Annotated in this window: 20 protein-coding genes; 4 read left to right on the top strand and 16 right to left on the bottom strand. The window is 61.7% G+C overall.

What is annotated here, in order from left to right:
* Positions 1 to 20 precede the first annotated feature (20 nt).
* Positions 21 to 3,296: a ribonuclease E gene (gene rne / locus ACMYUN_RS22495; RefSeq protein WP_415761806.1), complete on the top strand. Its 3,276-nt coding sequence runs from the start codon at positions 21 to 23 to the stop codon at positions 3,294 to 3,296.
* A gap of 191 nt (positions 3,297 to 3,487) precedes the next feature.
* Here the strand turns inward: rne and ACMYUN_RS22490 are convergent, their stop codons facing one another.
* The 12 genes from ACMYUN_RS22490 to ACMYUN_RS22435 all read right to left on the bottom strand — a co-directional run bounded on the left by ACMYUN_RS22490 (position 3,488) and on the right by ACMYUN_RS22435 (position 15,002).
* Entirely contained in the window at positions 3,488 to 4,084 is a 597-nt protein-coding gene (locus ACMYUN_RS22490) for a nucleotidyltransferase family protein (RefSeq protein WP_415761805.1), read from the bottom strand.
* Entirely contained in the window at positions 4,081 to 5,061 is a 981-nt protein-coding gene (locus ACMYUN_RS22485; protein WP_415761804.1) for an XdhC family protein, read from the bottom strand. The genes ACMYUN_RS22490 and ACMYUN_RS22485 overlap by 4 nt, the downstream gene beginning before the upstream one ends.
* Complete coding sequence (locus tag ACMYUN_RS22480) at positions 5,061 to 7,379, bottom strand: molybdopterin cofactor-binding domain-containing protein (RefSeq protein WP_415761803.1); 2,319 nt, start codon at positions 7,377 to 7,379, stop codon at positions 5,061 to 5,063. The genes ACMYUN_RS22485 and ACMYUN_RS22480 overlap by 1 nt, the downstream gene beginning before the upstream one ends.
* Positions 7,376 to 7,846: a (2Fe-2S)-binding protein gene (locus tag ACMYUN_RS22475; protein WP_039760186.1), complete on the bottom strand. Its 471-nt coding sequence runs from the start codon at positions 7,844 to 7,846 to the stop codon at positions 7,376 to 7,378. The genes ACMYUN_RS22480 and ACMYUN_RS22475 overlap by 4 nt, the downstream gene beginning before the upstream one ends.
* A 299-nt stretch (positions 7,847 to 8,145) precedes the next feature.
* Positions 8,146 to 9,165, bottom strand: coding sequence for a UDP-N-acetylmuramate dehydrogenase (murB, locus tag ACMYUN_RS22470; protein WP_415761801.1), 1,020 nt, complete (start codon positions 9,163 to 9,165; stop codon positions 8,146 to 8,148).
* Positions 9,162 to 9,626 carry a low molecular weight protein-tyrosine-phosphatase gene (locus tag ACMYUN_RS22465; protein ID WP_133339565.1) on the bottom strand — a complete coding sequence of 155 codons (465 nt, stop codon included), beginning with the start codon at positions 9,624 to 9,626 and terminating at the stop codon, positions 9,162 to 9,164. The genes murB and ACMYUN_RS22465 overlap by 4 nt, the downstream gene beginning before the upstream one ends.
* Positions 9,626 to 10,390, bottom strand: a complete 765-nt coding sequence (gene kdsB, locus ACMYUN_RS22460) for a 3-deoxy-manno-octulosonate cytidylyltransferase (protein WP_095181614.1) — start codon at positions 10,388 to 10,390, stop codon at positions 9,626 to 9,628. The genes ACMYUN_RS22465 and kdsB overlap by 1 nt, the downstream gene beginning before the upstream one ends.
* On the bottom strand, positions 10,387 to 10,572 hold the full coding sequence (locus tag ACMYUN_RS22455) for a Trm112 family protein (protein WP_003179363.1): 186 nt from the start codon (positions 10,570 to 10,572) through the stop codon (positions 10,387 to 10,389). The genes kdsB and ACMYUN_RS22455 overlap by 4 nt, the downstream gene beginning before the upstream one ends.
* Before the next feature lie 23 nt (positions 10,573 to 10,595).
* Positions 10,596 to 11,606: a tetraacyldisaccharide 4'-kinase gene (gene lpxK / locus ACMYUN_RS22450; RefSeq protein ID WP_415761800.1), complete on the bottom strand. Its 1,011-nt coding sequence runs from the start codon at positions 11,604 to 11,606 to the stop codon at positions 10,596 to 10,598.
* Entirely contained in the window at positions 11,606 to 12,034 is a 429-nt protein-coding gene (locus ACMYUN_RS22445) for an ExbD/TolR family protein (RefSeq protein WP_039760196.1), read from the bottom strand. The genes lpxK and ACMYUN_RS22445 overlap by 1 nt, the downstream gene beginning before the upstream one ends.
* Entirely contained in the window at positions 12,031 to 12,666 is a 636-nt protein-coding gene (locus ACMYUN_RS22440; RefSeq protein WP_016771007.1) for a MotA/TolQ/ExbB proton channel family protein, read from the bottom strand. The genes ACMYUN_RS22445 and ACMYUN_RS22440 overlap by 4 nt, the downstream gene beginning before the upstream one ends.
* 101 nt (positions 12,667 to 12,767) lie before the next feature.
* Positions 12,768 to 15,002, bottom strand: coding sequence for a DNA internalization-related competence protein ComEC/Rec2 (locus ACMYUN_RS22435; protein ID WP_415761799.1), 2,235 nt, complete (start codon positions 15,000 to 15,002; stop codon positions 12,768 to 12,770).
* Positions 15,003 to 15,138: 136 nt separating this feature from the next.
* Between ACMYUN_RS22435 and ACMYUN_RS22430 the strand changes: the two genes are divergently transcribed.
* Entirely contained in the window at positions 15,139 to 15,657 is a 519-nt protein-coding gene (locus tag ACMYUN_RS22430; RefSeq protein ID WP_039760200.1) for a DUF2062 domain-containing protein, read from the top strand.
* Between the two features lie 139 nt (positions 15,658 to 15,796).
* Here ACMYUN_RS22430 and ACMYUN_RS22425 read toward each other — a convergent pair whose 3' ends face one another.
* The 4 genes from ACMYUN_RS22425 to ACMYUN_RS22410 form a co-directional block, all read right to left on the bottom strand.
* Complete coding sequence (locus ACMYUN_RS22425) at positions 15,797 to 16,576, bottom strand: ABC transporter permease (RefSeq protein WP_039760202.1); 780 nt, start codon at positions 16,574 to 16,576, stop codon at positions 15,797 to 15,799.
* Positions 16,573 to 17,505, bottom strand: coding sequence for an ABC transporter ATP-binding protein (locus ACMYUN_RS22420; protein WP_095181611.1), 933 nt, complete (start codon positions 17,503 to 17,505; stop codon positions 16,573 to 16,575). Before ACMYUN_RS22420 ends, ACMYUN_RS22425 begins: the two co-directional genes overlap by 4 nt.
* A gap of 133 nt (positions 17,506 to 17,638) precedes the next feature.
* Positions 17,639 to 18,262, bottom strand: a complete 624-nt coding sequence (locus ACMYUN_RS22415) for a glutathione S-transferase family protein (RefSeq protein WP_123443610.1) — start codon at positions 18,260 to 18,262, stop codon at positions 17,639 to 17,641.
* A 43-nt stretch (positions 18,263 to 18,305) separates the two neighbouring features.
* Positions 18,306 to 18,965 carry a transglutaminase-like domain-containing protein gene (locus ACMYUN_RS22410; protein WP_415761798.1) on the bottom strand — a complete coding sequence of 220 codons (660 nt, stop codon included), beginning with the start codon at positions 18,963 to 18,965 and terminating at the stop codon, positions 18,306 to 18,308.
* A 247-nt stretch (positions 18,966 to 19,212) separates the two neighbouring features.
* On the opposite strand from ACMYUN_RS22410, the gene ACMYUN_RS22405 reads away from it, so the two are divergent.
* Together ACMYUN_RS22405 and ACMYUN_RS22400 are read left to right on the top strand one after the other, a co-directional pair.
* Positions 19,213 to 21,660, top strand: coding sequence for an acyl-CoA dehydrogenase (locus tag ACMYUN_RS22405; protein WP_415761797.1), 2,448 nt, complete (start codon positions 19,213 to 19,215; stop codon positions 21,658 to 21,660).
* Between the two features lie 73 nt (positions 21,661 to 21,733).
* Positions 21,734 to 22,141: a PA2817 family protein gene (locus tag ACMYUN_RS22400; RefSeq protein ID WP_039760212.1), complete on the top strand. Its 408-nt coding sequence runs from the start codon at positions 21,734 to 21,736 to the stop codon at positions 22,139 to 22,141.
* Positions 22,142 to 22,549 lie beyond the last annotated feature (408 nt).

The raw sequence follows: 22,549 nt of genomic DNA, 5'->3' as shown, positions 1-22,549 counted from the left end.
CCGGAAACCGACGGTACTACATGAAAAGAATGCTGATTAACGCAACTCAACCCGAAGAGTTGCGTGTTGCACTGGTAGACGGCCAGCGCCTCTACGACCTGGATATCGAATCCGGTGCACGCGAGCAGAAGAAGGCCAACATCTATAAAGGCCGCATCACTCGCATCGAACCAAGCCTTGAGGCTGCCTTTGTCGATTTCGGCTCCGAGCGCCACGGCTTCCTGCCCCTCAAAGAAATCTCCCGCGAATACTTCAAGAAAGCCCCCGAAGGCCGCGTCAACATCAAGGACGTCCTGAGCGAAGGCCAGGAAGTCATCGTTCAGGTCGAGAAAGAAGAACGTGGCAACAAGGGCGCCGCCCTGACCACCTTCATCAGCCTCGCCGGTCGTTACCTCGTACTGATGCCGAACAACCCGCGTGCCGGCGGCATCTCCCGTCGCATCGAAGGCGAAGAGCGCAACGAACTGCGTGAAGCGCTGAATGGTCTGGTTGCTCCGGCCGATATGGGCCTGATCGTGCGCACTGCAGGCCTGGGCCGCAGCAGCGAAGAAATGCAGTGGGACCTCGACTACCTGCTGCAACTGTGGACCGCCATCAAAGAAGCCTCGCTGGATCGTTCCGCGCCTTTCCTGATCTATCAGGAAAGCAACGTGATCATCCGCGCCATCCGCGATTACCTGCGCCAGGACATCGGCGAAGTGCTGATCGACAGCGTTGAAGCCCAGGACGAAGCCCTGACCTTCATCCGTCAGGTGATGCCGCAGTACGCCAGCAAGATCAAGCTGTACGAAGACAGCGTGCCGCTGTTCAACCGTTTCCAGATCGAAAGCCAGATCGAGACCGCATTCCAGCGCGTCGTTGAACTGCCTTCCGGCGGCTCCATCGTCATCGATCCGACCGAAGCCCTGGTGTCCATCGACATCAACTCGGCGCGCGCCACCAAAGGCAGCGACATCGAAGAAACCGCCCTGCAGACCAACCTTGAAGCCGCCGAAGAAATCGCCCGTCAGTTGCGCCTGCGCGACATCGGCGGCCTGATCGTCATCGACTTCATCGACATGACCCCGGCCAAGAACCAGCGCGCCGTGGAAGAGAAAGTCCGCGAATGCCTGGAAGCTGACCGCGCCCGTGTGCAGATCGGTCGCATCTCGCGTTTCGGCCTGCTGGAAATGTCCCGTCAGCGCCTGCGTCCATCGCTGGGCGAAAGCAGCGGCATCGTCTGCCCGCGTTGCAACGGCACCGGCATCATCCGTGACGTTGAATCGCTGTCGCTGGCCATCCTGCGCCTGATCGAAGAAGAAGCCCTGAAAGACCGCACCGCCGAAGTTCGCGCGCAAGTGCCGATCCCGGTCGCTGCGTTCCTGCTCAACGAAAAACGCAACTCGATCACCAAGATCGAACTGCGCACCCGTGCCCGTATCGTCATTCTGCCGAACGATCACCTCGAAACGCCGCACTTCGAAGTGCAGCGTCTGCGTGACGACAGCCCGGAAGCTGCGACCAACCAGTCCAGCTACGAAATCGCTGCCGCCGCTGCCGAAGTCGAAGAAGTCCAGCCAGCTGCTGCGACCCGCACTCTGGTTCGCCAGGAAGCTGCAGTGAAAACGGCGCCGGCCCGTGCCAACGCACCGGTGCCGACCGAAGTTGCACCTGCCGCGCCTGCTCCGGCACCGGTTGCCGCACCTGAGCCAAGCCTGTTCAAGGGGCTGGTGAAGTCGCTGGTCAGCCTGTTCGCCACCAAGGAAGAGCCAGCCGCACCGGTCGCTGTTGCGAAACCGGCTGCCACCGAGCGTCCTGCCCGCAACGAAGAGCGCCGCAACGGTCGTCAGCAGAGCCGCAACCGTAACGGTCGCCGCGATGAAGAACGCAAGCCGCGCGAAGAGCGTGCGCCACGTGAAGAACGCGCCCCACGCGAGCCGCGCGAAGAGCGTCAGCCACGTGAAGCCCGTGAGCCGCGTGAAACTCGCAGCGAAACGCCGGTAGCCCGCGAAGAGCGCGCACCACGTGCCCCGCGTGAAGAACGTGCACCGCGCGCACCGCGTGAAGATCGCAAGCCGCGCGGCGAGCGTGAAGAGCGCGTGCGTGAACTGCGCGAGCCACTGGACGCCGCGCCAGTCGCAGCCGCTGCAGCCGCTGCAGCCGTGACCGCTGAAGAGCGTCCGGCCCGTCAGCCACGCGAAGAACGCGCTCCGCGTCCGCCGCGTGAAGAGCGTCAACCGCGTTCCGAGCAGGCCGCTGCTGCCGTCGCTGAAGAAGAAGTGAACAGCAACAACGAAGAGCAACTGCCGGAAGACGGTCAGGACAACGCCGAAGGCGATCGTCCACGTCGTCGCTCCCGTGGCCAGCGTCGTCGCAGCAACCGTCGCGAGCGTCAACGTGACGCCAATGGCAATGTGATCGAAGGTTCGGAAGAGTCCGAGTCCGCTGAAAACGCTGGCGAGCCAAGCACTGCCGATCTGGCCGCTGGCCTGGCCGTCACCACTGCCGTTGCCAGCAGCACCATCAGCGCTCCGGCAGAAGCCCAAGCTCACGAGCAGGCTGAACGCGCCACTGCCGCCACACTGGAAACTGCTCCAGTCGAAGCGCCGGTTGTCGAAGCCACCACTGCTGTAGAAGTGACTGCTGCACCGGAAATCGAAGTCGCTCCGGTCCGCGAAGCTCAGCCTCAGGCTGAAGCAACTGCCGAACCGGAAGCTGTCGTCGAAGCACCAGCGGCCGTCACTGAGCCAGCGGTAGAAACCGTCAGCGAAAACGTGACCAAAACCGTGCGTGAAGTCCGCGAAGAGCAGACTGCGTTCAACTGGGTTGCCGAGCCAGCTGTGACCGAAGTTCCAGCGCCAGTCGCTGAAGCCGAAGTGCCGCAAGCCATGGTTTCCGAGCCAGTAGTTGCAGCAGCAGAGCCAGCGCCGACACCAGCGGTTGAAACTCCGGTTGCCGAAGCTCAGGTTGAAGAAGCACCCGCCGCAGTCGAAGCGCCAGCGCCAGTGGTTGAAGCGCCGGCTCCGGTCAGCGCCCTGACGCCAAACGGCCGCGCACCAAACGACCCGCGTGAAGTGCGCCGTCGCAAGCGTGAAGCCGAGCGTCTGCAGAAGGAAGCCGAACTGGCTGCCGCTGCGGCTCCGGTTGCTGCCGAACCAGCCCCTGCAGCTGAAGTGATCGAGGCAGCTCCTGCCCCGATCGCTGAAGAAGCATCGGTTGAAGCGGTGATCGCTGAAGCGCCACGCTCCGTTCAGGACGCGGTAGAGCAGCGTGAAGAAGCTCAGGAAAAAGAGCACGAGCCTAAACCACTCGTGTAATTCCTGAAGCCGTTAAAAAGCCCCGCCTGGTGAAAGCCTGGCGGGGCTTTTTACTGCCTGCAATCCAGGCCGCACCGATGTTCATTGTAGGAGTGAGCCTGCTCGCGATAGCGGTGTGTGAGTCAGCACACATTTAGCTGAACGACCGCTATCGCGAGCAGGCTCACTCCTACAGGGGATTTGTGCATGGCTCAGGAATGAGGAAATACCAGAGATTCAGGCACATCGATATCCCACAACACGCCAGGATCATCCACCGCCACTTCCACCACCCGTCCCTGCGCAAACAACGGCCGTGCGCCACGATCGCCGGTCAGCGCCTGCAATTGCGCGCCAAACGAACGACCAAACCCCACCGGATGGCCAAATTCGCCATCCAGCACCGGCACGCTCACCGCGTCATCAGCCATCGCCGCGAGCACTCGCTCGATACTCGAAGGCAAGATAAACGGCATATCGCCGAGCACAATCAACCAGCCATCAGCGTCCGGGCAAGCAGCAACACCGGCGGCAATGCTGTCGCCCATGCCGGTCGATTCGATCGACACCACGTCGCAGCCATAAGCCTGGGCCATGCGCATCGCCTGCGGTCGAGCCTCGGTGGTGACCAGCACGCGCTTGTCGAGACTGGCCGGCAGGTTCACCAGCACCTGCTCGATGACCGAGCGCACGGCGCCGTCACGCCCGGTACAGTCAGCGAGCAATTTGTCTTTGTCGGGGCCGGCAATCTGGCGAAAGCGATTGCCCTCGCCCGCCGCCAGCACAATCACTGCGATGGATTGGCTCATGCACCCTCCAGCGGTTTTTTCTGTTTAAGCTCCACACCGTTCTTGATCGCGACAATTTCCGCCAGCAAGGACAAGGCGATCTCTGCCGGCGAATGACTGCCGATGTGCAAGCCGATCGGCCCATGCAAGCGATCAATCGACACTTGCGACAAGCCTAGCTGAGCGAGGTTTTCCCTGCGCTTCAGGCTGTTGACCCGCGAACCGAGCGCGCCGACGTAGAACGCCGGCGAGTCGAGCGCAGTGAGCAAAGCCATGTCATCCAGGCGCGGGTCGTGAGTCAGGGCGACAATCGCCGTGCGTTCGTCGGTCTGGATGTTCAACACCGCCTCGTCCGGCATACCGGGAACGAAACGGCCATGCTGCTCTTCCCAGCCGTAAACGAATTCGGTGCGCGGATCGCAGATCAGCACTTCAAAATCCAGCAGCCGCGCCATGTCGGCAACGTAGCGCGACAACTGCCCGGCACCGATCAGCAACAAGCGCCAGCGCGGGCCGTAAATCGCCCGCAGAGTCTTGCCGTCGAACACCAGCGAATCGGACTTGCTCGCCGCAGCCAGCCGCACCTCGCCGGTTTCGATGTTCAGTTCTCGGGCGACGATTTCATGGTTTTCGCAACGCTGAAGCAGCTCGGCGACCCACGCCGGGTCACCGACGCGCTCTTCGGTCAGGCGCAGGGTGCCGCCGCAAGGCAGACCGAAACGCGCAGCCTCCTCGCGGGTCACGCCGTAAGTAATCATCTGCACCGGCGGGCCGTCAGTGGCGATGCGACCGTCATGCAGTCGCGCGATCAAGTCATCTTCGACACAGCCGCCTGACACCGAACCGATCACCACACCATCCTCGCGCAAGGCGAGCATGGCGCCGGGCGAGCGCGGCGCGGTGCCCCAGGTCTGCACCACGCTGAACAGCACCACCCGCTGCCCGGCACGGCGCCACTCGAGGACGCTGCGCAGGACGTTGAGATCGACGCTGTCCATTACGCTTGCGCCTTCTGCCAGCCTTGCAACTGATACCGCACCGGCAGATTGCGGATGCGCTTGCCGGTGGCGGCGAAGATCGCATTGCACAGCGCCGGGGCAATCGGCGGCACACCCGGCTCACCGACGCCACCCAACGGCACGTCACCTGGAGGCGTGACCAGATGCACCGCAACTTCCTTGGGCGCCAGCGACATGCGCGCGACCTCGTACATATGGAAGTTGTCCTGCTGGACCTTGCCGTCCTTGAAGCTGATTTCGCCGAGTACAGCGTTGCCCAGGCCCATGACGCACGCGCCTTCGAACTGCGAACGGATGCGCTCAGGGTTGATCTGCGGCCCGCAGTCGACGGCGATGTCGGCCTTGTGCACGATCAGCGAACCGTCGTCCTTGACCTCGACTTCGATCACTGCCGCCACATAGGTGACGAAGCTGTAATGCACCGCCAGACCGAGCCCACGGCCCTTTGGCAGCTTGCGCCCCCAACCGGCGGCCTTGGCGGCAGTTTCCAGCACCGTGCGCATGCGCCCGGTGTCGATCGGATAACGCTCGGGCGATTCCCCGTAGTTCCACTCCTCGCTCAAGGTGCGTGGATCGATCTGCCGATCCGGGCCGAGCAATTTGATCTGGTACTTGAGCGGATCTTCACCGGCCTTGTGCGCCAGTTCGTCGACGAAGCTCTGAATCGCGAAGCCGTGGGGAATGTTCGACACTGAGCGATACCAGCCGACCCGCGTGTGCACCTTGGCTTCGGGGTTTTCCAGGCGCACGTTGGGAATTGCGTAGGCCATGTTGGTAAAGCCCATGCCCAACTCGAACGCGGCCTCGTGGTTCATGTCCGGCGCAAACAACGCAGTGATGCTCGGCGCCACGGTGCGATGCAGCCACCCGGACGGTAGGCCGTTCTTGTCGATGCCGGCCTTCAGATATTCCGCCGACACCGTGTGGAAATACGAATTGTGGATGTCGTCTTCGCGGGTCCACTGCACCCGTACAGCCTTGCCCGGGAACTCCTTGGCGAGAATTGCCGCTTCAACGACGAAGTCCGGTTTCGACTTGCGCCCGAAACCACCGCCCAGCAATGTCACATTGAAGGTGACTTTCTCGAACGGCACGCCAAGACGCTCGGCGATGCGCTCACGGGTGACCTGCGGTGCCTGGCTCGGCGCCCAAGCCTCGCAGACGCCGTCCTTGTAACGGGCGATAGCAACCATCGGTTCCATCGGTGCCTGCGCCAGGTGCGGCAGGTAATACGAGGCTTCGAGAGTGCTGGCGGCGCCGCTCAAGGCCTTGTCGATGTCACCGGTGTTGCGCACCACTTTGCCGGCCTTCAGCGACGCGGCTTCAAGCTCTTTGCGATAGGCAATCGAGTCATAACTGGCGTTCGGGCCATCGTCCCACTCGATCTTCAGCGCCTCGCGGCCCTTGATCGCCGCCCAAGTGTTGCTGGCCACAACCGCGACGCCGCCCAGTGGCTGGAACTCCGACGGCAACGGCCGACCTTCAATCTGCATGACTTTTAGCACGCCGGGGACTTTCAGCGCGGCGCTGTCATCGAGGCTTTTCACCTTGCCGCCATACACTGCCGGACGAGCGATGGTGGCGTAGAGCATGCCGTCGAAATGCACGTCGGCGCCGTACACTGCGCGGCCATTGACGATATCGGCACCGTCGATGGCCTTGCTGCCTTCCTTGCCGATGTAGCGAAATTCCGACGGCTGCTTGAGACGCAGGCTGTCACGCGCCGGTACTGCCAGCGCACTGGCGGCAGCGGCGAGTTCGCCGTAGCCCAGTTCGCGGCCGGACGGTTTGTGGATGACCTTGTGCAGTTGCGCATGGCATTCGCCAACCGGCACTTTCCACTGCGCAGCGGCGGCCTGTTCAAGCATGGTCCGCGCGGCGGCGCCGCAACGACGCATCGGCTCGTACCAGTGACGCATGCTGCGCGAACCATCGGTGTCCTGGTTGCCGAAGCGCACTTCGTCACCCGGCGCCTGCTGCACTTTGACCTGCGCCCAATCGGCCTCAAGCTCATCGGCAACGACCATGCTCAGGCTGGTGCGCACGCCCTGACCCATTTCCGAACGGTTACACACCACGGTGACGCTGCCATCGGCAGCAATGCTCACGTAGACCTTGGGATCGTCGATCCAGCCATTGGGCATGCCATCGGCGCCAAACTTCTTCGCGTCATCGGCCAGCGCATCCTGCCAGCCCCAGCTCGCGGCGAGGACCAGCGCGCTGGTGGCGCCGACGCCTTTGAGAAACCCACGGCGGCTGAGGTTGCTCAGGGCGAAATCATTCGGGACGCGGCTCATGCCTTCACCCCCTTCAGTTGGGTGGAGGCCTGGCGGATCGCGGTCTTGATCCGGTTGTAGGTGCCGCAGCGGCAGATGTTGCCGACCATGGCTTCTTCGATCTGCTCGTCGCTCGGGTTGGGGTTGGTTTTCAGCAGAGCGGTGGCCGACATGATCTGCCCGCCCTGGCAATAACCGCATTGAGCCACAGCGCTGTCGAGCCAGGCTTGCTGCACGACCTTGCCGACCGGGTCGGCATGGAGATTGTCGATGGTGGTGACGTTCTGGCCGATCACCGAGCCGATCGGCGTGATGCAACTGCGTGCCGGCAAGCCGTCGATATGGATGGTGCAGGCGCCGCACAGGCCCATGCCGCAACCGAATTTGGTGCCGTTGTATCCGGCGACGTCACGAATCGCCCACAACAGCGGCATGTCTTCAGTGACATCGAGAGAGTGGTCTTGACCGTTGAGTTTCAGGGTAATCATGGGCACGCCCGCATATTTTTTAGTGGTTATGGGTAACATCTTAGCGGCAAGCTTCGAGCTGCAAGCTACAAGTGAAGGCGTGTCTGATTCGCTTGCAGCTTGCAGCTCGCAACCGCGTCTTGGGTGGAGCAAATGATTGGTATCGTTAGCTGGCTAAGTTAACCCAGCATTAACAAAAAAGCCCTGCTTAAACAGGGCTTTTTAGCGGCAAGCTTCTAGCTACAAGCTGCAAGTAGAAGCGGCTTGGCGCTCATGACGCAGTGTAGCTTGCCGCTTGAAGCTTGAAGCTTGCAGCTGCCTCAATACCGATTGGGCTCCATTTCCAGTTCGACATGAAACCGTTCGGCGATGTCTTTCTGGATACGCTGCGCCAGGTCGAGCAGTTGCAGGCCGGTCGCCGTGCCGTAGTTGACCAGCACCAATGCCTGCAACTTGTGCACGCCGGCATCGCCGTCGCGAAAACCTTTCCAGCCTGCGCGTTCGATCAGCCAGCCAGCGGCCAGTTTCATCTGTCCGTCCGCTTGCGGGTAAGCCACCAGATCCGGGTGCTGCGCTTTGATCTGCGTGACCACAGCGGCGGACACCAGCGGATTCTTGAAAAAGCTGCCGGCATTGCCGAGCACCGCCGGGTCCGGCAGTTTTTCGCTGCGGATGCTGCAGATGGCGCGGCTGACGTCGCTGGGCGTCGGCTGTTCGATGCCCAGCTCGCTCAGGCGTTGACGCACCGGGCCGTATTCCAGATGCAGGTGCGCTGCGCGATCAAGCGTGAAGCGCACCCGCAGGATCAGCCAACGTCCCGGCTGTTGCTTGAACAGGCTGTCGCGGTAGCCGAAGTTGCATTGCTCCAGGCTGAAATCCCGCAACTCGCCGCTCTCGCGATCCAGCGCGGTCAGGCCGGCAAACACGTCCTTGATCTCGACACCATAGGCACCGATGTTCTGCATCGGCGCGGCGCCGACGGTGCCGGGAATCAGGCTGAGATTTTCCAGCCCGGCAAAACCCTGGGCCAGCGTTTGCTGCACGAACGGGTGCCACGGTTCGCCCGCTTCCGCCTCGACCACCACGCGACTGCCATCGTCGCTAAGCACGCGGATGCCGCGCGTAGCCATGCGCAACACCAACGCCTGAATATCCGCCGTCAGCAGCAAATTGCTGCCGCCGCCGATCACCAGCAACGGCACGTCATGGGAAGCGGCATAGTCCAGCGCTTCGCGGACATCGTCATCACTGTGGGCTTCGGCAAACAGCTGCGCGCGCACATCGACGCCAAACGTATTGAAGGCCTGCAAAGATACTTGCGGTTGCAACTGCAAACTCATAAACGGCCCTTCACTTCGATCAGCAACTGGTCGCAGGCCGTTTCGATCAGATCGAGCACCTGCTCGAAACCCTGATCGCCGTCGTAATACGGGTCCGGCACTTCATCGAGCAGCCCGGCATAACGACGCAAAAACAGATCCAACTCGGCTCTGCCGGTGGACGGCTGCAGGGCCTTGAGGTTGCGCAGATTGCTGTTATCCATGGCGAGAATCAGGTCGTAGCTGGCGAAATCGGCTCGGCTGACCTGTTGCGCGCGTTGCGTCGACAGGTCATAACCGCGCAGTTTCGCCGCCGCCTGGCTGCGCTTGTCCGGCGGGTTGCCAACGTGCCAGTCACCGGTGCCCGCGGAGGCCACTTCGACCACATCGGCCAGCCCGGCTTCACGCAACTTGTGGCGCAACACGCCTTCAGCGGTGGGCGAACGGCAGATGTTGCCCAGACACACAAACAGAACGCGCATCAGGCCCCCAGCAGGCGACGAACCCGCTCAAGGTCTTCAACGGTGTCGACACCGGTCGGCGGCGCGATCAGCGCGTCGGCAACATGGATGCGCACGCCATGCCACAAGGCACGCAGTTGTTCGAGGGATTCGGTGTTTTCCAGCCAGCATGGGCCCCAGTTGACGAAATCCTGAAGGAACCCGGCGCGATAGGCATAGATGCCGATGTGACGGCGATAGGGCACGCCTTGCGGCAGTTGCTCACGGCTCTTGGCAAACGCATCGCGAGCCCACGGCAAGGTCGCGCGGCTGAAGGTCAGCGCGAGGCCGTTGATGTCGCTGGCGACCTTGACCACGTTGGGGTTGAACAGGGTTTCCACGTCTTCGATCGGCTCGGCCAGCGTGGCCATGCGCGCTTCAGTATGGGCAGCCAGGTTGGCGGCGACCTGATCGATCACGCTTGGCGGAATCAGCGGCTCATCGCCCTGAACGTTGACCACGATCGCATCAGGCGCAAGACCGAGTTTCGCTGCGACTTCGGCCAGACGGTCAGTACCGGAATTGTGATCTTCCCGGGTCAGCACCACTTCGGCGCCAAAGCTTTTGCACGCCTCGACGATGCGCGCGTCATCGGTAGCCACCACGACGCGGGTCGCGCTGCTTTTGCTCGCCTGTTCCCAGACATGCTGGATCATTGGCTTGCCGGCGATATCCAGCAACGGCTTGCCCGGCAGACGGGTCGAGGCGAATCGCGACGGAATGACAACGGTGAAGGCTGTGGTCATTTATCCAGACGCTCGTCGGTGGTCAGGGTGCGCGCTTCGCTTTCCAGCATCACCGGGATGCCGTCGCGGATCGGGTACGCCAGGCCGGCGCCCTTGCTGATCAGTTCGGTCTTGTCGGCGCTGAGCTTCAGCGGGCCTTTGCACACGGGGCAAGCGAGGATGTCGAGCAGTTTGGTGTCCATGAACATTCCCAGAAATAAAAGAGTTAAGGCAGCAGACGATCCGGCAACAGGCGCATCAGCTGAGTATCGAACCAGGCCAAAAAGGCTGGCGACGGCACGGCATCGACCGCCAGATACCACCAATCGGCAGCGGCAAAGGCACGGCACTTCACCGCGTCCTTTTCGGTCATCACCAACGGCAATGACGGGGTGAAATTCAACGCCTGCAGGCTGTACTCGGCGTGGTCGGCAAAAGCATGCGGAACCGGGCGCCAGTCTAGCGCTTCAAGGGTATTGAAGAAACGTTGCGGATTGCCGATGCCGGCCACCGCATGCAGCGCTTGCCCGGGCGGAAAATGCTCGAGCGACTGACGTTCGCCGCTGCGCAAATTGACCAGCGCCGTAGGTTGCAGGCGAAAGGCGAAACCATCGTCGCGATCAACAAGGGCGCCGTTGAACAGCACGCCATCGACGCTTTGCAAGCGCTCGACCGGCTCCCGCAACGGCCCGGCCGGTAGACAGCGCTGGTTGCCCAGCCCCCGGGCCGCGTCGATCAGCACCAGTTCCAGATCCCGCGCCAGACGATAATGCTGCATGCCGTCGTCAGACAGAATCAGGTCCAGTGGCTCACTGGCAATCAAGGCTTTGACGGCGGCGCTTCGATCGGGATCGATCATCAGCGGCACGCCGGTGCGCTGGACGATCAGCAACGGCTCGTCACCGGCAATCTCGGCGCTGTGCTCGGCCTCAACCCGCCATGGCAATTGCGGCGGCTTGGCGCCGTAACCGCGACTGACAACTCCAACGCGCAGTCCACGGCGTCGGCAATGTTCGATCAGCCAGAGAATCATCGGCGTCTTGCCGGTACCGCCAACGGTGATATTGCCGACGACGATCAACGGCACCGGCGATTGGTAGATTTCACCTTCGCCGTCGAGAAAGCGCTGACGCTTGTTGATCACCACGCGGCGATACAGCATTTCCAGCGGCCGCAGCAGCGTCAGGGCCGGATGCCCCTGATACCACGCGGCGAGCAGGCGATCAGACAGGCTCATCAGGATTTCGGCGCCGCCTCGACCGTGGTCATGCGCAGATGGCTGAAACCGAGCTTGCCGGCCGCGTCCATGGCGGTGATCACCGATTGATGCTGGGCCTTGCCGTCGGCACTGATCGACAACGGCATGCTGGTGTCGCCATTGGATTCTTTCTGCATGGCTTCCATCAGCGTCGGCAGGTCATTCTTCGGCAGAATCTTGTTGTTCACCGAGAACACGCCTTCGGCACTGATCGCGACGTCCAGCTGTTTGACCTGCTGATCTTCGGCAGGCGAACCGCTCACCGCTTCCGGCAGATCCACGCGCAACTGGGTTTCGCGGGTGAAGGTGGTAGTGACCACGAAAAACAGCAGCAGGATAAACACCACGTCGATCAGCGACGCGAGGTTGATGTCTACGGTTTCCCGGGGCTTGCGACGGAATTTCACGCTTTGCCCTCGGCCAGATCGACATCACGGTCGCCCTGCACCACTTCCACCAGTTTGATTGCTTCCTGCTCCATGCCGACCACCAGCTCGTCGATGCGGCGTTGCAGGAAGCGGTGGAAGAACACCGCTGGAATCCCGACCATCAGGCCCGCTGCGGTAGTGATCAGCGCTTTGGAAATACCGCCGGCCAGTACCGAAGCATTGGTAGTCATGCCGGACCCGGTGAAGGCACTGAAAATGTCGATCATGCCCAGCACTGTGCCGAGCAGGCCGAGCAGCGGCGCCATGGCGGCGATGGTGCCGAGGGCGTTGATGTAGCGTTCGAGTTCATGAATGACCCGCGCGGCGGCCTCTTCGATGCACTCTTTCATGATCTCGCGACCATGCTTGGAATTGGCCAGGCCTGCGGCGAGGATTTCCCCCAGCGGAGAGTTGGCGCGCAGTTCCTTGAGTTTTTCCTTGTTGAGCTGCTTGTCCTTAATCCAGACCCAGACCTGACCCAGCAGATGCTCGGGGGTGACGCGACTGGCGCGCAGTGTCCACAGGCGCTCGGCGACGATCGCCATGGCCGCGATGGAACTCAGAATGATCGGCAACATCATCCAGCCGCCGGATTTGACCAATTCCCACACAGTGACAGTCCCCTCGAAAAAGTGCGCCACTTTACCATACCGATTCGCGATTAAGAGTCGCCGCCCCGACGACCGTGAGGTGGCACCCATGCTGGCACGGATCAACGGCCAGCCACCGGTGGATCGCGCCAGAAACGCCGCTGTTGACGCATCGTCCACGGCGGCTTGAAGCTGCCCAGTAGCAGATGAATGGCACCGTGCTCGGCGCTGTCGTAGATGCGCAGACCTTGCTTGCGGTATCGCGCCAGCACGGTTGGATGCGGATGACCGAAGGAGTTGCCGTGGCCACGGGAGATCAGCACCGCTTCGGGCTGCAAGGCTTTGAGCAGGGCCATCGATGATGAACTGCGGCTGCCGTGATGGGGCGATTGCAGCCACTGCGTCGGCACGGCCAGCGGGCTGTCGAGCAGAACGCGCTCGGCGCGAATGTCGATATCGCCGGTGAGCAGCAGGCGTTCGCCGTTGGCCTCGATCTGCAAGACACAGGAGCGCTGGTTGCTGTCATCGGCCGCCGACCACTGCCAGAGCTGAAACTGCACGCCATCCCAGTGCCATTGTTCGCCACTGGCGCAGGCTTCGGCGTTCAGCTCCGGCGGCAGGTTTGGCGCATCGCCACTGACGACACGGTGCACATTCAATCCACGCATAACCGCCCTGGCGCCGCCAGCGTGATCGGCGTCGGCATGGCTGAGCAGCATCAGGTCGAGCGCTTGCACATTGAGTTTGCGTAACGCTGGCAGCACCACCCGCTCGCCGAGATCAAAATCGCCGAAACGCGGCCCGGCGTCGTAGAGCAACGTGTGATGGCGGGTGCGAACAAGGATGGCCAGGCCCTGGCCAACATCGAGTTGCCAGACATCGGCTCGGCCTTCCTCCATCCGCTCTCGGGGCGGCAACACCAGAAGCAACAGCAGCGGCCAGCCAAACGGGCGCAACGGCACGCCACGGGGCAACAGCAATAACAACGCGCCAAGGCTGCCCAGGACCAACGCCCACCATGGAATGGCGGCGGGTATCCACGCCGGCCATTGCCCGGCAATCAGCGCCAGCCCGATAAACAGCCAGTCGATCAAACCACCGGCCAGCCACAGCAGCCCTTCGCCAACATAAGGCACGGGCAGCAATAGCGTGCCGAGCAACGCCGGCGGCAACACCACGAGGCTGACCCACGGTACCGCCAGCAGATTGGCTACAGGCCCGCTGACGCTGATCGGCAAGCTCAGCGCCAGCAACACCGGACACAAGCCGATCGCGATCAGCCACTGCGCGCGGGTCCAGGTCTGCCACCACCGCCAAGCGCCCAGCCGCCCGCCGAAAGTGAAGATCAACACTGCCACCGCCGCGAAGGACAGCCAGAAGCCGGGACGCAAGCTGGCCAGCGGATCAAGCAGCAGCACGCCATTGAATGCCAGCAGCAACGGCCACCATGCGCCGAGATGGCGAAAACGCAGGCGCCACAGCAGCACCAGCGCCACCATCACGCAGGCGCGCTGCACCGGCACATCGAAACCGGCGAGCAAGCCGTAACCCAGCGCCGCCGCGAATGCCAGACCACAGGCCCACGGCAACCATGGCCAGCGCAACGGCCAGACTCCGAACCGCGCCAGCCCGGCGACCAGCATATACATCACCGCCGCCAGCAAACCGATGTGCTGGCCGGAGATCACCAGCAAATGCACGGTGCCGGTATCTTGCAGCACCTGCCAATCCTCGCGACTGAGGCCTGAACCGTCGCCAAGCACCAGCGCCGCCAGCGCCCCCTCTCGCCCTTGCGCATCCACGGCCAGCAGGCGCTGCCGAACACCGTCGCGCCAGGCATGCCGGGCCTCAGCCAGACGCTGGCCATCCTTGATCGTCCCGGTTGCACCGATGCGCTGTGCCAGCAGCCACGCGTCGTAATCGAAGGCGTCCGGATTGAGCAAGCCACCCGGGCGCTTCAACTTCACGGCCAGGCGCCAACGCTCACCACTATTGACCGGCGGCCCGGCATACCAGGCCAGGCGCAGCAGCGATGGAAGTTTCTCGTGCCGTGAGTGCGCATCGGCCAGCTCGAAACGCACCACACCGTCGCCGTGCTGCGGCAAGCCGACCACACGCCCTTCGAGCCAACGGGTTTCGCCGTCCAGACTCGGTGGCAAGCGGTCATTCAGCGCCCACTGCGCGCTAACGCAGGCCCAGGTAAAGCCAAACAGCAAACATGCCAATGGATAGCTGCGAAACGGCAGCAGCATCAGCGCCACCACTGGCAGCACTACCAGCAAGCCGACCGGCGGCAAGGCCGGCAAAAAAACCGGGGCCAGCAGACCGACTGCCAGCGCCATCATCCCTGTGCGCATATGCCCGTCCTTGAGAGTTCCCTCCTTAGGCATAGCGGGTCTGCGGCACCACCGTCGTCAACAATTGTCACAAAGTCTGAATGGGCGGTTCGTAGAATCCAGACATACTTGCCGCCTTAACCGACCGAGAAGCCTTATGCCCCGGCGCTTATTCAAACGCTACATGCCCGACCCGACGAGCATCAGGGAACACAAATCCTTACGCTTTCTCGGCACGTTGCTGCATGACCCGAACCTCTGGCACCTCAATCGCCACTCGGTCGCCCGGGCGATGGCGGTCGGTTTGTTTGCGGCATTCCTGCCGATCCCGGCACAGATGCTGGTGGCGGCGGCATTGGCGGTGATGGTGCGCGGCAATATGCCGATCGCGGTGAGTCTGGTCTGGCTGACCAATCCGATCACCATGCCGGCGGTGTTTTTCTGCACCTACCAGGCCGGGGCGTTCCTGATGGATGTGCCGGCGCGGCATCTGCCGGACGAGCTGACCTGGGAATGGATCAGCGGCGAATTGTCGACATTGTGGCAGCCGTTTTTGCTCGGCTCGGTGGTCGTCGGTCTGGTGCTGGGCGTCCTCGCCTACTTTCTGGTGATGCTGTACTGGCGCTGGTGGGTGGCGCGGCAATGGCGGCGGCGCAAGCAAAGTCGGCAGAAATGAATGCAAAACGGCCTCCGCGATGGGAGGCCGTTTTTTGTTGTGACTGGGCTGGCCCCTTCGCGAGCAGGCTCGCTTCCACAGAGAACATCATTCCAATGTGGGAGCGAGCCTGCTCGCGAAGAAAGCGACGCGGTCGGGATCAGGTACGCATCCCGCGCCCGCTTACCAGCAACCGCGCACAGCCGAGATACAGCACCACAGTCGCCACCAGCATGAAGGTAATGGCGATGCCGATGCGGATATCCGAGACACCCAGGATGCCGTAGCGGAAGGCGTTGACCATGTGCAGCACCGGGTTGGCCAGCGACACGGTCTGCCAGAACGGTGGCAGCAATGTGATCGAATAGAACACGCCACCCAGGTAAGTCAGCGGGGTCAGCACAAAGGTCGGAATGATCGAAATATCATCGAAGTTGCGCGCAAACACCGCGTTGATGAAGCCCAGCAGCGAGAAGATTGTCGCGGTCAGCACCACCACCAGGATGGTCACGCCGAGGTGATGCACCTGCAAATCGGTGAAGAACAGCGACAGGATCGTCACGATCAGACCCACCGCCAGACCGCGCAATACCCCACCAATGGTGAAGCCGATCAGGATCGTGTGCGGTGACACCGGCGACACCATCAGCTCTTCGATCGAGCGCTGGAACTTGCTGCCGAAAAAGCTCGAGACCACGTTGCCATAGGAGTTGGTGATCACTGACATCATGATCAGGCCCGGCACAATGTACTCCATGTAGGTGAAGCCACCCATGTCGCCGATCTGTCGGCCGATCAGGTTGCCGAAGATCACGAAGTACAGAACCATGGTGATCGCCGGCGGCAGCAACGTCTGCGGCCAGATCCGCATGAAGCGTTTGACCTCGCGGTAGACGATGGTTTGCAGGGCGACGAGGTTGGGACCGAACTCGGAACTCATACCGCCACCTTCGACAGATTTTTCTCCACCAGGGACACGAACAACTCCTCAAGGCGATTGGTTTTGTTGCGCAGGCTCAGCACTTCGATGTTCTGCTGCGCCAACTGGGTGAACAGCGCCGTGATGCCCATGGATTTGTCGACCTGCACTTCCAGGGTGTGGCCGTCGAGCAAGCGGGCCGGGTAGCCGAGCAATTGCGGCGCAACGTGCAAGTCGTGTTTCAGGTCGAGCAAAAAGGTTTCCACGTGCAACTGGCCCAGCAACTGTTTCATGCTGGTGTTTTCGACGATGGTGCCGTGGTCGATGATGCCGATGTTGCGGCACAGCTGCTCGGCCTCTTCCAGGTAATGCGTGGTCAGGATTATGGTGATGCCTTTCTGGTTCAGCTCGGTGAGGAAGGTCCACATCGAACGGCGCAGCTCGATGTCGACGCCCGCAGTCGGTTCATCAAGAATAAGCAGACGCGGTTCGTGCACCAGTGCACGAGCGATCATCAAACGACGTTTCATGCCGCCGGACAGCGAACGCGACGGCACATCGCGCTTGTCCCACAGGCCCAGCTGGGTCAGGTACTGCTCGGCGCGTTCCTTGGCGACTTTCGCCGGAATGCCGTAGTAACCGGCCTGGGTCACGACGATGTCGAAGGTCTTTTCGAACTGGTTGAAGTTGAATTCCTGCGGCACCACGCCGATCGAGCGCTTGAGCGCCGCCGGGTTCTTGTCCAGGTCATTGCCGAAAATATTCACGGTACCGCTGGTCTTGTTGACCAGGGTCGAGAGGATGCCAATGGTGGTGGATTTGCCGGCACCGTTAGGGCCGAGCAAGGCGAAAAAGTCACCTTCGGCGACGTCCAGATCGATACCACTCAAGGCCTGGAACCCGTTGCCGTAGGTTTTGGTTAGCTGCCGGATGGACAGAGCGGAACTCATATCGGATTTACGCACCAAGAAGGAAGGAAAGGAATAGATAAGGGCGGACGGCGAGGGAAACAACCGCGGCGCACGTTCGCAATGGTGCTTGCCGCCGCCGCACAAGTACAGTCAAGTGTGTCGATAGTAATTATCAAGTCAACGCGGTCATGACCGCCTTCTGATAGGCCGCACGCTGCTTCAAACGTTCATACCAGGCTTGCAGATGCGGTTGCGGAGCGCGCTCGATGGGCATTTCGAACCAGGCATAAATGAAGCTGCCCAGCGGGATGTCGCCCATGCCGATATCATTGCCGGAGAGATAAGGCTGGCTGATCAAGGCATGATCGGCCATGTTCAGCAATTCATCACATTCCTTGATCGCGGCGTTGATCGCCTTCCAGTCCTGCTTCTCGGCAGGCGTGCGCAGCACACCCCAGAACACCGTGCGAAACGGCCCGGCGAAACTGGAAGTGGTCCAGTCCATCCACTTGTCCGCTGCGGCGCGGGCTTGCGCATCCGCCGGATACCAGGCGCTGTCCGGGGCGTGTTTGGCCAGCAGATAGCGAACGATGGCGTTGGACTCCCACAGCACGAAACCGTCATCCTCGATCACCGGCACCCGGCCATTCGGGTTCATCGCGCGGTACTCGGGCGTGTCGACCACACCGAACGCGCCGCCGGCATCGATGGCCTCGTACGCCAGGCCCAGCTCTTCGGCAGCCCACAAGGGCTTTCTGACGTTCGATGAATTTTTCCGTCCCCAGATCTTCAGCATGACCGCCTCTTTGCAAGTGAGTGGACGGCCAGCATACGCCGGATCAGGTGCGACTCAAATCGCTCTGCATGTCGCCCAGCAGCACCGGCAACTGCTCACTGAACAGATGCGGATAGCACTTTTGCAGGTGCTCGAAGAAGAAGGCTTCCGGCACATCGGTGAACTGGCCGTGATCGAGCAGATACTCCATCAACTGCGCGCCGTCACGGTTGAACGGATGGAAAACGCTATCGTTGACCCCGTCGAACTCCAGCGCTGCGACGTTGAACAACTCGCACAGTTGCTGGTTGAACGCTGGCGTCGCCTTGACCCAGCGGCCGTCGAGAAACAACTCGGTGTAGCCATGCATGGCGAACACATCGCTTTTCAGCAACTCAAGCAGACGCGGCGTCGACAGATGATTGCGTACGTCGGCCAGACCGATGCGCGCCGGGATCCCGCAATGCCGCGCGCAACCGGCGAGCAGGGTGGCTTTCGGCACGCAATAGCTCTCCCCCGCTGCCAGTGCGTAACTGCCGCACAGGGTTTGCGGATCACGGCTGAAGGTGTACGGGTTGTAGCGCACCGCCTCGCGCACAGCGTAATAAAGACTGATCGCCTGCTCGCGCGGATCATTACTGGCACTGCGATGCCGCTCGGCGAACTCCACCACCGCCGGGTGGTCACTATCGATGAAGCGGCCGGGGCTCAGATACTCGTGCATGACGGCAATCTCCTGGGTAAGCCACGAGTCTAGCGACAGCCTGAGCACAGAGATAACGACGTTTCGGCCAAACCTGAAAGCAAAGCTGCGCAGCAACGAACGATTTCCCACACGTGTTGCCCACCGAACCTACGAAAACCATCCGGGGTTTCCCACGATTTCAATCACCATGCTCTGACCGCCCTTATTTGCAGATGCCGTCTAAGCTCTGGAGGGTCGATTTGCCTTGGTTCACGGAGGACTGAATATGCTGTTGTTGTGGATACTGGTTTTGATCGTCGGCGTGGCGTATCTCGCCCATCGACGCATCGCCCCGCTGCCCGCGTTGGGCATCGTTGCGGCCTATCTGGTTGCCATGGGGATTTTCAGTCACGCGCCGGGCTGGCTGCTCTTTGTCTTTTGGGTATTGCTGGCTGTGGTCGCCGCGCCGTTGTTGCTGCCTGACCTGCGCCGCAAGCACTTCACCGCGCCGCTGTTCAACTGGTTCCAGAAAACCCTGCCACCAATGTCGCAGACCGAGCGCGATGCGATCGACGCCGGCACCGTGTGGTGGGACGGCGAGCTGTTCAGCGGCCGTCCGGACTGGGACAAATTGCTGTCCTATCCAAAAGTGCAACTGAGCGAAGAGGAACAGGCCTTCATCGACGGCCCGACCGAAGAACTCTGCGCAATGGTCAGCGACTGGCAGATCGGCCAGTCAATGGACCTGCCGCCCGAGGCTTGGACGCACATCAAGGAACACGGCTTTTTCGCCCTGATCATTCCCAAGGAATACGGCGGCAAAGGCTTCTCCGCGTACGCTCACTCCCAAGTGGCAATGAAACTGGCGACACGTAGCGGCGACCTCGCCTCGACCGTGATGGTGCCCAATTCCCTCGGCCCGGCTGAGCTGCTGCTGCATTACGGCACCGACGAACAACGCAATCACTACCTGCCGCGCCTGGCCCGTGGCGACGATATTCCATGCTTCGCCCTCACCGGCCCGCTGGCCGGTTCCGACGCCGGCGCGATGCCCGACACCGGGATCATCTGCAAAGGCCAGTGGGAAGGACAGGAAGTTATCGGCCTGCGCCTGAACTGGGAAAAGCGCTACATCACCCTCGGCCCGGTCGCGACTCTGCTTGGCCTGGCATTCAAGGCTTATGACCCGGATCATCTGCTTGGTGAGGAAGAGGACCTCGGCATCAGTCTGGCGCTGATCCCCACCGATACCGCAGGTGTGGAAATCGGTCGTCGTCACCTGCCGCTGGGCGCCGCGTTCATGAACGGGCCGAACTCCGGCAAGGACGTGTTCATTCCACTGGACTACCTCATCGGTGGTCAGGAAATGCTCGGCAAAGGCTGGATGATGCTGATGAACTGCCTGTCGGTCGGGCGTTCGATCTCGCTGCCAGCAGTGGGCACTGGCGCGGCCAAGTTCACCAGTCTGGTCACAGGCCAGTACGCGCAAATTCGTGAACAATTCAACGTACCGCTCTCCGCTTTCGAAGGCATTCAGGAAGCCATGGCGCGTATTGGCGGCAACGCGTGGATGATGGACGCCGCACGGATGCTCACCGCCAATGCGGTGGATCTCGGCGAAAAACCATCGGTGCTCTCGGCGATCCTCAAATATCACCTCACCGAACGCGGCCGCGAATGCATCAGCCACGCCATGGATGTGCACGGCGGCAAAGCCATCATCATGGGGCCGAACAACTACCTCGGCCGCAGCTGGAACGGCGCGCCGATCTTCATCACCGTCGAAGGCGCGAACATCCTGTCGCGCAACCTGATGATCTTCGGTCAGGGCGCGATCCGCTGCCATCCGTTCGTACTCAAGGAAATGGCTCTGGCGGGTCGCGAGGACAAGGATCAGGCGCTCAAGGAATTCGACGGTCTGCTGCTCAAACACATCGGCTTCGCCGTCAGCAACGCGGCCAGCACACTGGTGCTGAACCTTGGCCTGGGTCATTTCGAACATGCGCCGGGTGACAGGATCAGTCAGGGCTACTTCCGCGCGCTGAACCGTCAGGCCGCCGCATTCGCCATGCTCGCCGACTTCAGCATGATGCTCCTGGGCGGCGAACTGAAGCGCCGCGAACGCCTGTCGGCACGCCTCGGCGATGTGCTGAGCAACCTGTATCTGGCCTCTGCCGCGCTCAAGCGGTATCACGACCTGGATTCGCCGGCGTACATGGAGCCGCTGTTCCGCTGGGCCATGGAAGAAAGCCTCGGCCAGTCGGAGCGTGCGCTGGATGAACTGCTGAGCAACTTCCCGAACAAGGTATTCGGCTGCCTGCTGCGGGTCATCGTCTTCCCGTTCGGGCGCCGTCACAAAGGTCCATCGGACAAACTCGGCGCTGAAGTCGCTGCGGTCATCGGTCGCGCCAAAGGCGATCCGGCACTGGAAGAATTGCTCGCCGGCTGCTACCGCCCGCAATCGGCGGACGATGCCGTAGGCGCCCTGCAACACGCCAGTGACCTGCTCAACGCCGCGCAACCGCTGCACAAGAAACTGCACACCGCGTTGAAAAGCGGCCAGGTGAAACCGGCCGCCGGCGAACACGCCATCGATGCCGCGCTGGAAGCCGGCGTACTGCAAGCCGTCGAAGCGCAAAACCTGCGCGACGCCGAAGCGGCCCGCCGCAAGGTCATCGACGTCGATGATTTCGACAAAGAGGAACTGACCCAGGCAGCGGGCAAAGTCCGCTGATCCCGGTTTATGTGAAAAAACGGCGCGAGGGCTTTATACTCCCGCGCCCGTTTTGCTCTTGAGGACTTATCTCGTGTCCAACGTCGTTGCCGATCATCTCGTGTTGCTCGACCACCTGCGCAGTATCCTGGTCGCCGTAGGTGAGGCCGAACAAGTGCCCGAAGAAAGCCATGCCCTGTTCCTCGAGCGCTTCGACGAACTGCTGGCCTCCCTGCCAATCGACCCTATCGAAAGCCAATACCTGGGCCAGGACATCCTCACCCAAGTCATCAGCCGCTACCCGCAAATCGCCCACCTGATCCCACGCGACCTGCTGTGGTTCTTCGCCGGCGACTGCCTGCATTACCTCTCCGACGAAGAAATCGACCTCTACCAGGCCCTCGAAGAACGCCGCTACGAAGCCGAACAGAACGACGAACCGTTCGACTGGAACCAGGAAAAACAACTGCTGGCCATGTCCGCACAGGACAGCAAGCACTGATATTCGAACACTACTGAAAAGGCCCGCATGGAGATTCCATGCGGGCCTTTTTTTCAAGATCAAAAGCCCCTCTCCCGGAGGGAGAGGGCTAGGGTGAGGTGTTTGTACGAGGTACGTCGACCTGAATTACCGAGTCGAATGAGATTTCGAAAAGCCAAAAAATCGGCTCCCTCTCCTTGGGAAAAGGGCTGGGGTGAGGGAAAAATCCACTACAAAACCAAAGCCAGACACCTCCCGCTCCTAACCACTCAAAACAATGAGCGCAAGCTCGAGTACCGCTTTTGATCTTGATCCACCGGCGACGTCGGAAGGCTGAGTGGAGGGATTGATCCGGGCGTGGGAGCGCAGCGACCGTACGACGCAGTCGTACACAGCGGAAGGAGGTGCAGCGAAGCAAACCGTAGCCGC

The sequence above is a fragment of the Pseudomonas sp. CP4 genome (assembly GCF_047758505.1).
GTDB lineage: Bacteria > Pseudomonadota > Gammaproteobacteria > Pseudomonadales > Pseudomonadaceae > Aquipseudomonas > Aquipseudomonas fluorescens_AO.
The sequence above is the reverse complement of the archived record's forward strand: the minus strand, read 5'-3'. Positions and strand labels throughout refer to the sequence as shown.